Origin of the sequence: Azospirillum brasilense (genome assembly GCF_001315015.1) — a bacterium.
In the GTDB taxonomy this organism is placed as follows: domain Bacteria; phylum Pseudomonadota; class Alphaproteobacteria; order Azospirillales; family Azospirillaceae; genus Azospirillum; species Azospirillum brasilense.
Genome location: NZ_CP012917.1, coordinates 140,279 through 153,389, shown reverse-complemented (window position 1 = coordinate 153,389; position 13,111 = coordinate 140,279). Strand labels below are relative to the sequence as shown.

General features: G+C 69.6%; 7 protein-coding genes. 2 read left to right on the top strand and 5 right to left on the bottom strand.

Going from position 1 to position 13,111, the window contains the following annotated elements; translation table 11 throughout:
* Positions 1–72 precede the first annotated feature (72 nt).
* Both amaB and AMK58_RS25575 read right to left on the bottom strand, forming a co-directional pair.
* On the bottom strand, positions 73–1,575 hold the full coding sequence (amaB, locus tag AMK58_RS25580) for an L-piperidine-6-carboxylate dehydrogenase (protein ID WP_059399623.1): 1,503 nt from the start codon (positions 1,573–1,575) through the stop codon (positions 73–75).
* Between the two features lie 36 nt (positions 1,576–1,611).
* Positions 1,612–3,282, bottom strand: a complete 1,671-nt coding sequence (locus AMK58_RS25575; RefSeq protein WP_059399622.1) for a thiamine pyrophosphate-binding protein — start codon at positions 3,280–3,282, stop codon at positions 1,612–1,614.
* A 109-nt stretch (positions 3,283–3,391) separates the two neighbouring features.
* On the opposite strand from AMK58_RS25575, the gene gcvA reads away from it, so the two are divergent.
* Together gcvA and AMK58_RS25565 are read left to right on the top strand one after the other, a co-directional pair.
* Positions 3,392–4,306: a transcriptional regulator GcvA gene (gene gcvA, locus AMK58_RS25570; protein WP_035680604.1), complete on the top strand. Its 915-nt coding sequence runs from the start codon at positions 3,392–3,394 to the stop codon at positions 4,304–4,306.
* A gap of 94 nt (positions 4,307–4,400) precedes the next feature.
* Positions 4,401–7,910 carry a DEAD/DEAH box helicase gene (locus AMK58_RS25565; RefSeq protein ID WP_059399621.1) on the top strand — a complete coding sequence of 1,170 codons (3,510 nt, stop codon included), beginning with the start codon at positions 4,401–4,403 and terminating at the stop codon, positions 7,908–7,910.
* A gap of 263 nt (positions 7,911–8,173) precedes the next feature.
* Here AMK58_RS25565 and AMK58_RS25560 read toward each other — a convergent pair whose 3' ends face one another.
* Genes AMK58_RS25560 through AMK58_RS25550 form a run of 3 tightly spaced genes read right to left on the bottom strand, consistent with a single transcriptional unit; the run spans position 8,174 to position 13,106 of the window.
* Complete coding sequence (locus AMK58_RS25560) at positions 8,174–11,275, bottom strand: efflux RND transporter permease subunit (RefSeq protein WP_051140775.1); 3,102 nt, start codon at positions 11,273–11,275, stop codon at positions 8,174–8,176.
* A 36-nt stretch (positions 11,276–11,311) separates the two neighbouring features.
* Positions 11,312–12,424: an efflux RND transporter periplasmic adaptor subunit gene (locus tag AMK58_RS25555; protein WP_175424512.1), complete on the bottom strand. Its 1,113-nt coding sequence runs from the start codon at positions 12,422–12,424 to the stop codon at positions 11,312–11,314.
* Between the two features lie 55 nt (positions 12,425–12,479).
* Complete coding sequence (locus tag AMK58_RS25550) at positions 12,480–13,106, bottom strand: 4'-phosphopantetheinyl transferase family protein (RefSeq protein WP_137165304.1); 627 nt, start codon at positions 13,104–13,106, stop codon at positions 12,480–12,482.
* Positions 13,107–13,111: the final 5 nt, after the last annotated feature.

Here is a 13,111-nt window from a genome sequence, read left to right as displayed (position 1 = left end):
CTTCCAACGACTTTGCCATGAGAAAAGGCCGCCCGGTGGAACGGGCGGCCTTCTTCTTGTGCGCAGGCTGGATCAGCCGGCGATCTCGAACTTGATTCCCTGGGCCAGCGGCAGCGAGCGGGAGTAGTTTACTGTGGCCGTCTGGCGGCGCATGTAGCCCTTCCAGGCGTCGGACCCGGACTCGCGCCCGCCGCCCGTCTCCTTCTCGCCGCCGAAGGCGCCGCCGATTTCCGCGCCCGACGGGCCGATGTTGACGTTGGCGATGCCGCAGTCGCTGCCCGACGCCGACAGGAAGCTCTCGGCCTCGCGGATGTCGGTGGTGAAGATGCAGGAGGACAGACCCTGCGGCACGGCGTTCTGCAGCGCGATGGCCTCCTCCAGCGTCTCGTAGGTCAGGACGTAGAGGATCGGGGCGAAGGTCTCGTGGCGGACGATGTCGGTCTGGCCCGGCATCTCGACGATGGCCGGCTGCACGTACCAGGCGTCCGGATACCGTTCGGCGAGGGCGCGGCCGCCGCCGGTCATCACGCCGCCGTCGGCCTTCGCCTGCTCCAGCGCGCGCTGCATGCCCTCATAGGCGCCCTTGTCGTTGAGCGGACCGACCAGCACGCCGGATTCCAGCGGATTGCCGATGGGAACCGAGGCGTAGGCGGCCTTGAGGCGCGGCAGCAGCGTGTCGCGCACGTCCTTGTGGACGATCAGGCGGCGCAGCGTGGTGCAGCGCTGGCCGCAGGTGCCCACCGCCGAGAAGACGATGGCGCGCACCGCCATGTCGAGGTCGGCCGACGGCGCCACGATCATGGCGTTGTTGCCGCCCAGCTCCAGGATCGGGCGGGCGAAGCGCTCCGCCACCTTCAGCGCGACCTCGCGGCCCATGCGGGTCGAGCCGGTGGCCGACACGATGGGGACCAGCGGGCTGGCGACCAGCGCCTCGCCGACGTCACGCCCGCCGTTGACGACCTGGAGCAGGTCCGCCGGGGCGTCGCCGAAGCGGGCCACCGCGCGCTCGAAGATGCGCTGGCAGGCGAGCGCGGTCAGCGGGGTCTTCTCCGACGGCTTCCAGATCACCGGGTCGCCGCAGACCAGCGCCAGGGCGGCGTTCCAGGCCCAGACCGCGACCGGGAAGTTGAAGGCGGAGATCACCGCGCAGGGGCCCATCGGGTGCCAAGTCTCGCGCATCGCGTGGCCCGGACGCTCCGACGCGATGGTCAGGCCGTAGAGCTGGCGGGACAGGCCGACCGCGAAGTCGCAGATGTCGATCATCTCCTGGACCTCGCCCAGGCCTTCCTGGACGATCTTGCCCATCTCCAGCGTGACGAGACGGCCGAGATCCTCCTTGGCGTCGCGCAGCTCCTCGCCCAGCAGGCGGACCAGCTCGCCGCGGCGCGGGGCCGGGACGGAGCGCCACGCCTCGAAGGCGCGCTGGGCGCGGGCGGCCACCTCCGGAATCTCCGCCGCCGGGGTGACCGGCGCCACGCCCAGCGCGGCGCCGTCGATGGGCGAGCGGACGGACAGGCCGGCCCCGTCGGCGGGAAGCTCAAGGCCGAGGCGGGAGAGAAGGTCGCGGTGCTGCATGGAAAAGGTCCTCGGTGTAAGGCAACCGGTGGAGAATTAGCGCTGGCGCCCGGCGGCGCGGATGTCGGACAGGCTGCGGTTCGGCGTCAGGGCCTCGGGGTCGAGCTTGACGTGCAGGATGGCCGGCCGGCCGGCGGCGCGGGCGCGCTCGAAGGCCGGGGCAAACTCCTCCGTCCGCTCCACCGTCTCGCCATGGCCGCCATAGGCGCGGGCGAGGGCCGCGAAGTCCGGGTTGGTCAGGGCGGTGCCGGACACGCGGCCCGGATAATCGCGCTCCTGGTGCATGCGGATGGTGCCGTACATGCCGTTGTCGATGACCAGCACGATGAGGTTGGCGCCCTCCTGCACGGCGGTGCCGAACTCCAGCCCGGTCATCTGGAAGCAGCCGTCGCCGGCGAAGCAGACCACGTCCCGCTCCGGGTGGAGCAGCTTGGCCGCGACGGCGGCGGGCAGGCCGTAGCCCATCGAGCCGCAGACCGGCGCCGCCTGCGTGGCGAAGCGGCGGAAGTGCCAGAAGCGGTGGATCCAGGTGGCGTAGTTGCCGGCGCCGTTGGTCAGGATGGCGTCGTCGGGCAGGGTGTCGCGCAGCCAGGACATGACGGCGCCCATCTGGACGTCGCCGGGGATGGAGGCCGGGGGCTCGCTCCATGCGGTGTAGGCGGCGTGCGCGGTCTCGGCCCGACCGGCCCAGGCGGGGGAGACCGGCGCCTCCAGCCCGGCCACGGCGTCGAGGAAGCCCCCCGGCGTGGCGTTGACGGCGAGGTCGGGGTTGTAGACGCGGCCCAACTCCTCCGCCCCCGGATGGACGTGGATCAGCGTCTTGCCGGTCTCCGGGATGCCGAGCAGCCCGTAGCTCTGCGACGGCACCTCGGAGAAGCGGCCGCCGAGCAGCAGGATCACGTCGGCGTCCTTCACCAGGGCGACCAGCTTCGGGTTGATGCCCAGCCCGATGTCGCCCGCGTAGTTCGGGTGCGTGTGGTCGAACAGCATCTGGCGGCGGAAGGTGACCGCCACCGGCAGCGCGAAGGTCTCGGCGAAGACGTGCAGCGAGGCCACCGCGTCCTCGGTCCAGCGCGACCCCCCGGCGATCACCAGCGGGCGCTTCGCCCCGGCGAGCAGACGCCCGACCTCGGCGACCTGGGCGGGGGTGGGGGCGCTGTCCACCGGCTGGGCCGGGCGGGCGGCGACGACGTCCGCCGTTTCCACCAGCATGTCCTCCGGAAGCACCAGCACGACCGGGCCGGGGCGGCCGGCGAGTGCCGTGTGGAAGGCGCGGCTGACCATCTCCGGCACGCGGTCGGCGCTGTCGATCTCGGCCACCCACTTGGCCATGCCGCCGAACATGAGCGTGTAGTCGACCTCCTGGAAGGCGTCGCGCCCGCGCATGCCGCGCTCGATCTGGCCGATGAACAGGATCATCGGGGTGGAGTCCTGCTGCGCCACATGCACACCCGGCGCGGCGTTGGTGGCGCCGGGGCCGCGGGTGACGAAGCAGATGCCCGGCCGGCCGGTCAGCTTGCCCTCGGCCTCCGCCATCATGGCCGCACCGCTCTCGTGGCGGGCGTTGATCGTGCGGATCGCGGAATCGTGCAGCGCGTCCAGCACGGCGAGGTAGCTTTCGCCCGGCACGCAGAACACGCGCTCGACGCCCTGCGCCTCCAGCGCCTCGACGATCAACTGGCCTCCGGTCTTGCCATTGGTCTGCATGGCGCGCTCGTTCCTCGGCTGGGCGTTCAAATCCTCCTCAATCTGGCGGCAGGCCCCGCCCCGCGCAACCGACTTTCTTTCCCCCGGTCATGAGCTATAGTCATGACCCATGGGTCTGCAACGCCGTCTTCTCCCGTCCATGAGCGCTCTCTCCGCCTTCGAGGCGGCGGCGCGCACCGGCAGCTTCACCGCCGCGGCGCAGGAGCTGGCGCTGACCCAGGGCGCCGTCAGCCGGCAGATCAAGGCGCTGGAGGACCAGCTTGGCGTCCCGCTGTTCGTGCGCCGCGACCAGCGCGTGACCCTGACCCCGGCCGGCGAATCCTACGCGGCGGAGGTGCGGGAGGCGCTGCACCGCGTGGGGGCGGCGACGCTGCGGGTCATGACCGCGCCGCAGGGGGGCGTGCTGAAGCTGGCCGTCCTGCCGACCTTCGGCACGCGCTGGCTGGTGCCGCGCCTGCCCGCCTTCCAGGCGGCGCACCCGCAGGTCATCATCCATTTCATGACGAAGATGGAGCCCTTCGACTTCCGGTCGGAGGATCTGGACGCCGCCATCCATTTCGGCGCCGCCGACTGGCCCGGCGCCGTCTGCGAGCGGCTGATGGAGGAGGAGGTCCTGCCGCTCTGCGCCCCGTCCTTCCTGGCCGCCCACCCCATCGGCGCGGCGGCGGACCTCGTGGCGCTGCCCCTGCTGCACACCACCAGCCGCCCGGAGGCGTGGCGGGACTGGTTCGCCGCCCAGGGCATCGAGCGGCACGAGGGCGCCGGCATGTTCTTCGAGCAGTTCTCCACCACTGCCCAGGCGGCGATCACCGGGCTGGGGGTGGCGCTGCTGCCGACCCTGCTGGTGCAGGCGGAGATGCGGGACGGGTCGTTGGTGCCTGCATTGGACCGGCCCTACCGGAATCCGGACCGCGCCTATCACCTCGTCCACCCGCCGTCCCGCGCGCATCACCCGCCGCTGATGGCGTTCCGCGAATGGCTGCTGGGGGCGTGCGCGTCGGCTTCCGCCGGTCGCGGCCGCTGAAGGCTCATGCCAGGGTCAGCGGCTTGTCCACCCGGCGGGAGCGTTCGATACTTTTTCCCCCGGTCCGCTTCGCATCGTTGGGAGAAAGCCGCCTGTGATCGCCTTGCCATCCCTGCGCCGTTTCTTCGAAGCCGGCTCGTTCGAGCGGGGACAGCGCTACGAGCGGGAAGGTCGTGTCGTCACGCTCAACGCGGTTGCCCGCGGGAAGGGCATCGTGTCCCTCACCGCCAGCGTCCGGGGCTCGGAGCGCCGACCCTACGAGCAGGACATCGACGTGACGATCAAGGGCGATGCCGTCCAGCGGGTGGATGGCGAATGCAACTGTCCGGTCGGTTGCAATTGCAAGCACGTCGCCGCCGCCGTGATCGCCTGGGCGCAACGGCATGACATGGCGGCCGGCGGCGCCCGGCAGCTTCCCTCGCACCCTCCGGCCGATCCCGCACCGTCCCCGCCGCCGGGGTGGGCGCCCGGACTGTCGGCCCCGATGCAAGCGCTGCTATCCCGGCTGGACGAGGCGGCGGCGCGCGATGGCGGAGACCGCTACCCCGAGACGGTGCGCAAGCGTCTGCTTTACGTGCTGGGGCTGGAGGAGGGCACGGATGGCGGGCGTTGGCTGACGCTGCGCGTCCTGTCGGTCTCGCTGCGCAAGGACGGCGGCTTCGCCAACGACGCCAAGACCTACGACGGCTACCATTTGGACAGCAAGCCAACGGTGAAGTTCGTCATGCCGTCGGACCGCGCCATTTTGTCCGTCGCGATGCGAACCGGGTCCTATTCTCCCTCCGGTGGTTTTGCGCTGAACGCGGAGTGGGGGACGTGGCTGGTGGAGCGGATGCTGCACACCGGGCGCCTCTACTGGAGCGACTTCCGGACCGGCAGACCCCTGGGCGCCGGACCGGTGCGGCCGGGTTCCCCGCGCTGGGATCATGACGCCGCCGGTCGCCAGCGCTTCGCCATCAGCCTGGATGCGCCTTCGGCCATCGCGCTGCCGACCGTGCCGCTCCTCTACCTCGATCCGGACAGCGGAGAGTGCGGCCCCATCGACACCGCGGTGGCTCCGCACGTCGCCTCCACCTTGCTGGGTGCGCCACCACTGCCGCCGCAGGAGGTTGCCGCCTTTCGTGCGGCGGCGGAGCGCCTTGGCGACCGGCTGCCGGTCCTGCCGGACCCGCCGACCCGCAAGGAAGAGCGGCGCGTGGCGCCCCGGCCGCTGCTGCGCCTGCGGCTCGCCCAGATGCCGTACGGCTATGGTTATGGCTACGGGAGTGGCGCCCGTGGTTGGGCGATGGCGGACGGCATCCCCGTTGCCGAGCTGGCCTTTGATTACGCCGGCACGCGCGTCGCTTCGAACGGGCCGGCGGCGCCGCTGCAATGGCTGGAGGGCAGCGTTCTGGTCAGTGCCAGCCGCCGGCCGAAGGACGAGGCGAAGGCCGTCCGGCGTCTGCGCGAGGCCGGGCTGGTCGCCAACGTGATGCCGCTCAGTGTCGGCGGTCCGCCGGTGCAGAAGGCGCTGTTCGTGGCGTCCGGCGACGCGTTGGAGGAACGATCCGTGTGGCTGGAATTGTGTCACACGGTGCTGCCCGACCTGCGTGCCGAGGGATGGGGTGTGGAGATCGACCCGGATTTTCCGGTCCAGGTCCTGGACGCGCCCACGGATTGGGTCTTCGAGATCGGCGACGGGACGGGGATCGACTGGTTCGGCCTGTCGCTGGGGGTCGAAGTCGGGGGTGAGCGCATCGACCTGCTGCCCGTGCTGCGGTCCGTCATCGAGGCGCTGGGCCGCTTCGATCCCGACGCATTCGCGACCGACGACCCGTTCTTCGACGATCCCGATTGGGATGGCGACGGCGGGGAGGCGGCCCTGCCGCGGGGGCTCGACACGGTGCTGGACATGGTGGCGCCGGACGGGGTGCTGTTCGTCCCGGTGGACGGCACCCGCTTCCTGCCGCTGGAACTGGACCGTCTGCGTCCGCTGATCGGCGTTCTGATGGAATTGTTCGGGCTGCAGCCGGACGGTGCGGGCTTGCGGATCGGACGGGCGCATCTGGGGGACCTCGCCGCGCTGGAGGAGGCCGCCGGCGCCGCCGGCATCCCGTTGCTGGGTGCCGACGCGGTCCGTCGCATGGCACAAGCCCTGCGTGTGTCCGGCGGTGTGCCCGCCATGGAGGTGCCGGAGGGTCTGCGGGCGGCCTTGCGGCCCTACCAGAAGGCCGGGCTGGACTGGCTGCAGTTCCTGGCCGCGCATGGTTTCGGCGGAGTCCTGGCCGACGACATGGGGCTGGGCAAGACGGTGCAGGCGCTGGCCCATCTGCTGGCCGAGAAGGAGGCCGGGCGGCTCGACCGGCCCTGCCTGCTGGTGGCGCCGACCAGCGTGCTTGGCAACTGGCGGGCCGAGGTGCGGCGCTTCGCGCCGGGGCTGCGCACGCTGGTGCTGCACGGGCCGCAGCGCAAGGCGGCGCATGGCGCGCTCGGCGACTTCGATCTGGTGGTGACCTCCTACGCGCTGTTGCCGCGCGACCGCAGGGCGCTGGAGGCGCAGCCTTGGCATCTGGCGATCTTCGACGAGGCGCAGTACCTGAAGAACCCTGCCGCGCAGGCGACCAAGGCGGCCCTGGCGCTGGAGGCGCGGCAGCGGCTGTGCCTGACCGGCACGCCGGTGGAGAACAATCTGGATGAGCTTTGGTCGCTGTGCTCCATCGCCGTCCCACCGCTGCTGGGCGACCGCAACGGCTTCCGCCGCCAGTTCCGCACGCCCATCGAGAAGCACGGCGACGCCGACCGGCAGCGCGTGCTGGCCCGACGGGTCCGCCCCTTCCTGCTGCGCCGGACCAAGGAGGAGGTGGCGTCCGAGCTGCCGGCCAAGACGGAGATCCTGGAGGCGGTGGAGCCTCACGCGGCGCAGCGCGACCTGTACGAGACGATCCGCCTCGCCATGGACAAGCGGGTGCGGGAGGAGGTGGCCCGCAAGGGGTTGGCGCGCAGCCACATCACTCTCCTCGACGCTTTGCTCAAACTGCGGCAAGTGTGCTGCGACCCGCGGCTGGTGAAGCTGGAGAGCGCGCGCAGGCGGGTGGCGAAGGGGGCGGCCTCGGCAAAGCTGGAGCGGCTGCTGGAGATGCTGCCGGCGTTGCTGGAGGACGGGCGGCGCATCCTGCTGTTCTCGCAATTCACCTCCATGCTCGACCTGATCGAGCCGGAGCTGGAACGGCTGGCGATCCCCTTCGTCGCGCTGACCGGCGAGACGCGCGACCGCGAAACCCCGGTGCGGCGCTTCCAGGCCGGCGAGGTGCCGCTGTTCCTGATCAGCCTGAAAGCCGGCGGGACGGGGCTGAACCTGACGGCGGCGGACACGGTGATCCACTACGACCCCTGGTGGAACCCGGCGGTGGAGGCCCAAGCGACCGACCGCGCCCACCGCATCGGCCAGGACAAGCCGGTCTTTGTCTACAAGCTGGTGACCACGGGTACGGTGGAGGAGCGGCTGGTCCAGCTGCAGGAACGCAAACGCCAGCTGGGCGAGGCCGTCTTCGACGAGGCGGGCGGCGCGGAACGTCTGCTCACCGCCGAGGATGTGGACTTCCTGCTGGCGCCCATCGACGCCTGATGCGGCCTCCGTTTCCCGGTTTTCCTGCGCTGTGCATGGACCAGGCTGCGAGGCGGACGCGCCAGCGGCGGCGCAGCAGATCGACGCTGGCGCGTCCGGACATCCGACGCTTGATCGGGCTCAGCTTATCGACCTGCTCCTCCGCCCGCCTTGTCCGGCCTCACGCCGGCGGCGAAGGTTTCGACGGCAGGGATGCCGCAGGACGATGCTTGACCTGGGCAGCCAGATGAACACCAGCCGCGCCGTCCGTATCAATTCCCCCGTCAACCGGTTCTCTGAACAGCCCTTGTTTCATGGCGGCCCACGGAAAGATCGAGTGAACGGTGGAACCACAATGCATAAAGTGCCGGCAGAAACAGCAGCGTCAGCAATGTCGCCACGAACAGCCCGCCCATGATGGTAACCGCCATCGGTCCCCAGAACAATGACCGCGAAAGCGGGATCATCGCCAGAATGGCCGCAAGGGCCGTGAGAACCAGTGGTCGGGCTCGGCGAACGGTGGCCTCCACGACAGCGTGGCGACGACTGCATCCCTCATAAGCGACATACGCTTCAATCTGGTCGACGAGAATCACGGCATTGCGCATAATCATGCCGGCAAGGGCGATCAATCCCAGCAGCGCCACGAAACCGAAAGGTTTGCCCGACAGATTGAGTGACAGTGCCGCACCGATGATCCCCAACGGCGCCGTCCCCCAGACCAGGACCACACGCGGAAAGCTGTGTAGCTGAACCATCAAAATGGTCAGCATGGCCGCCACCATGATGGGAAAGACCGCGAAGATGGACTGGTTGGCCTCGGTCGCCTCCTCGATTGTACCACCCATCTCGATACGCTGGCCGGGCGGCAGCGATGCCCGGACATCGGCCAACGCCGCCCACACCTGCTCGGTCATGTCGGGGGCCTGCAGGCCGTCGACGACGTCGCCACGGACGGTGATCGTGGTTTCCCGATTGCGCCGCCACTGGATGGCTTCCTCATGGCGGTATTCGATGGTCGCCACCTGGGCCAATGGCACGGCTGCACCATTGCGCGTCCGGACGGGCAGTTCGCCGATGCGGCCGAGGTCGAGCCGCTCCGCCTCGACGGCGCGCGCCACCACTTCGACCTTCTCGTAACCGTCGCGGACTGTGGTTACTCGCCGTCCCGACACCAGGGTCTGCAGCGTCGCCGACACGTCGGTCGGGTCGAGGCCCAGCGCACGGAGCCGATCTTGGTCGAGGACCAGCCGCAGCGCCGGTGCCTGTTCGTCCCAGTCAAGATGTGGTTCGACGATGCCGGCGTTGCGACGCATGATGTCGCGCACCCGGTAGGCAAGGTCGCGCACGGCGTGCGGGTCGGGACCGATGACGCGGAACTGCACCGGAAAGCCCACCGGCGGGCCATAGTTGAAGCGATCGATCCGTAAGCGGGCGTCGGGCACGGCGCCGCTGGCCACCGCGGCCTCGAGCTTGCGCTTCAGCCTTTCCCGGGCTTCAAGATTTCCGGCGACGATTACCATCTCGGCAAAGGCGTCGTTGGGCAGTTGAGGGTTGAGCCCCAGCCAGAAGCGGGGTGCGCCGCGGCCGATGTAGGTGGTCGCCGTGGCGACGTCCTCGTCGTCGGCGATCAACGCCCCGGCGCGCCGGGCGGCATCCAGAGTGACGGCAATGGAGGTTCCCTCGGGCATGCGGATCTGCACGAACAGTTCCGGCCGTTCGGAGATGGGGAAGAACTGCTGATGCACCCTGGTGAAGGCGAGGATGGACAACGCGAAGAGAACCAGCGTCGTCAGGACCACGGTCCCCCGTCGGGCCACGCACCAAGTCACAAGCCGGCGCAGGAGCACATAGGCCCTGGAATCGTAGCCGCCTTCGCCGCCATGACGCCGCGACGGCCGCCCGGACAACAGCTTGACACCGAGATAGGGTGTGAAGACGACAGCGACCAGCCAGGAGGCGAGGAGCGCGATGGTGACCACCCAGAAGATGCCGCTGGCATATTCGCCGGTCGAGGAGCGGGCGAAACCCACCGGTAGAAAGCCGGCGGCGGTGACCAGCGTGCCGGTGAGCATGGGCAAGGCGGTCGACGCCCAGGCCGCCGTCGCCGCCGTCACTCGATCGCATCCTTGTTCGATTCGCACCACCATCATCTCGATGGCGATGATGGAATCATCGACCAGCAGCCCCAATGCGATGATGAGGGCACCAAGAGTGATACGGTGCAGATCCAGGTCGATGGCGTACATCGTCAGGAACACGATGCACAACACCAGTGGCACCGACAGCGCCACCACCATTCCGGCTCGCAGCCCGAGAGAGAGGCAGCTCACCACCAGCACGATCGCCAGGGCCTCGATGAAGGAGCGGGTGAACTCGCCGACGGCGTTGCGGGTGACCTTGGCTTGATCCGCCACTTGCTCGATTTCGATCCCCACCGGCATGTCGGCGAGCACCTCGCGCATTGCCGCCTCCAACTCGCCGCCGAGCGCTAGGATGTTGCCCCTCCTGGCCATGACCACGCCGATGGCGAGGGCAGGCTCGCCGCGCTGGCGCACCAGGAAGCGGGGCGGATCCTCAAAGCCGCGGGTGACGGTGGCGACATCCCCAAGCCGGAAAACCCGGCCAGCGGCCTCGACCGGCGTTTCCGCCACGGCATCGGCGCCGTCGAGCGCGCCGGTGACGCGCAGGGGCACCCGCTGCGCCGTCGTCTCGACGCTGCCAGCGGGATGAACCGCGTTCTGCCGTGCCAAGCTGTCGAACAGTGCATGGGGGGCGATGCCCAGCGTGGCGAGCTTGGCTTGGCTGAAGTCGACGTGGATGCGCTCGTCCTGGGTGCCGTAGACGTTGACCTTGACCACGCCCGGTACCCGCAACAGCCTTTGCCGCGCGCTTTCCGCCGCATGCTTGAGCTGGGCGTAATCGGCTCCCTTTCCGGTCAGCGTGTAGAGCATGGAGTCGACGTCGCCATACTCGTCGTCGATGGCGAGGCCTTGCAGTGTCGCCGGCAATTCGCCGCGCACGTCGGCGATCTTCTTGCGCATCTGGTAAAAGAGCTGCGGCAGCTCCGCGGGCGGGGTCTCGTTCTTGAACCACACCTGAATGGCCGTGAACGACGGCTTTGAATAGGTGATGACCTTGGCGAAGTGGGGCAGCTCCTGCAACTTCTTCTCGATGGGGTCGGCCACCTGATCCTGCATCTCGGCGGCGGTCGCCCCGGGCCACACGGCGGTCACCACAGCGACTTTGATGGTGAAGGACGGGTCTTCGGAACGTCCCAGCCCCAGATAGGACACCACCCCGCCGACCCCCAGCATGACCATCAGGAACAGCACCAGACCGGGATGCTCGACCGCCCAGCGCGACAGATTGAACCGGCTGCTCATGGAGTGCTCCGCTGTCCTCGGGAAGAGAAGGTCTGTTCAGACACCGGGCCGGTTGATGACGCGCACCTTCTGTCCCGCATCGAGCTTGTGCACGCCCAGCGCGACCACGCTGTCCCCCTCCTCGACCCCGCCTCGAACATAGACGCTGGTGCCGTCGTAGCGCGCCACGTCGACGGGGCTGAGAGTCAGGCCACCGTCGGCCGCCACCGTCCACACCGCCGAGCCGGCGCCCCGGTCGAACAGCGCGCCGAGGGGCAGCCGCGCCAGCGGCACGGATGGACTGCCGGCTATGGTCACCGTGGCGCTCATGCCGAGAACCACATCGCTGTCGACGTCAAGGACGGTGTAGCGCGCCGCATAGGTGCGGGTGACCGGGTCGGCTGCGGGGCTCAGCTCCCGCAGCCGCAACGCATAGGACTTGCCCGGTTTGGGCCACAGGACCATGGAGGCTTGGCCCTCGGCCAGTTGCCCGATCAGGGATTCGGGCACGGCGATCACCGCCTCGCGGTCGCCATCGTGGGCGAGCTGGATGACCGGCCGCCCGGCCGTCACAACCTCGCCCGGCTCGACCAGAGTGGCGGTGACCACGCCGGTGGCATCGGCCGTCAGCACCGCATGGCCGAGAGCGTTGTGCGTCAGTTCCAAGGCACGCTCGCCGCGGGTGAGCCGGCTGCGCGCCTCCTCGGTGGCGGCGGTGAGCTTGTCGAGGACGGCCTGAGGGACCCAGCCCGCCCCGCGCAGTTGCCGGCCCCGGCGCTGCTCGACCGCGGCTTGATCGAAGGCGACCCGCGCCGCCCGCACCTCGGCTTCGGCCTGCTCCTGCTGGAGCCGCAGGTCCTTGTCGTCGAGGATCGCCAGCATGGCCGCGGTTTCCACATGCTGGCCGACCTCCACGAGGCGGCGGACCACCTTGCCGCCGATCTGGAAGGCGAGGGGACTTTCCACCCGTGCCCTGACTGTCGCGACGAACCCGCGGGGCTCGACCAGCGGCGCGTAATGCACCCGTGCCACCATGACCGGTCGAGCTTGCGCCGACGCGGCCTTGCTCGCCTCGCCGTCGCTGCAGCCGGCCAGGCCCAGCGCTCCGACGACCATGCCGACCGCGATCAGTTGGCGAAACTGCCAGGCGCTGCACAGCGGTGGGGGCATCGGCTCACCTTTCGGAAGGGCTGGATCGAAGGCTCGGAAAGAGGAGCGGGCGGGCTCAAGGCCTCAGAAGATCGGCGACGACGAGGGTGTGCACGGTGCACGGCCGTTCAAGCGCCAGGCACGCCACCATGTCCTTCCACATCGGCAGGGGGCGAAGCCAGTAAGTCCGGTCCTCCATCCGCACCCGGCGATAAGCGGGGGAGTCGAGGGTGGGAACCGGCAGCCGGTGCAGCCCATAGTCGAGCCCGGTGCCCAGCGCCTTCACCAGCGCCTCCTTGGCCGTCCACACACGGAGGAAATCGGCGCCGGTAGCCGCTTCCGCCTGCTCGCCAGGGGCGGTGATCCAGCGGTAGAGCGCCGGCCACTTGTCGGGATACCGCAGGGACTCGATGTCCATGCCGAGGTCGACGGTGCTGACGGCAACGGCCAGGCAACGGCCGCTGTGGCTGAGGCTGACATGGACCCCCGAACCGGACACCAGAGGTTTGCCTCGGGTGTCCTTGTGAAGACTGATCTCGTCCTCGTCGACGCACCGCCGCAGCAGGCGGTTGGCGACCGCGTTGCTGTGTGCCCGCAGGACCGCGGGTGCATCGTGTTCGAGCAGGAAGACGCAGGCGAGACGATCCTGCCGGTCTATCCTGGGAACCTCCCGGAACGGGATGGTCCGCCACTCCCCCCTCATGACGA

Excerpts from the sequence above, each read along its gene's own strand:
- amaB (WP_059399623.1), bottom strand. The coding sequence starts at position 1,575 with ATGCAGCACCGCGACCTTCTCTCCCGCCTCGGCCTTGAGCTTCCCGCC.
- AMK58_RS25575 (WP_059399622.1), bottom strand. The coding sequence starts at position 3,282 with ATGCAGACCAATGGCAAGACCGGAGGCCAGTTGATCGTCGAGGCGCTG.
- gcvA (WP_035680604.1), top strand. The coding sequence starts at position 3,392 with ATGGGTCTGCAACGCCGTCTTCTCCCGTCCATGAGCGCTCTCTCCGCC.
- AMK58_RS25560 (WP_051140775.1), bottom strand. The coding sequence starts at position 11,275 with ATGAGCAGCCGGTTCAATCTGTCGCGCTGGGCGGTCGAGCATCCCGGT.
- AMK58_RS25555 (WP_175424512.1), bottom strand. The coding sequence starts at position 12,424 with ATGCCCCCACCGCTGTGCAGCGCCTGGCAGTTTCGCCAACTGATCGCG.
- AMK58_RS25550 (WP_137165304.1), bottom strand. The coding sequence starts at position 13,106 with ATGAGGGGGGAGTGGCGGACCATCCCGTTCCGGGAGGTTCCCAGGATA.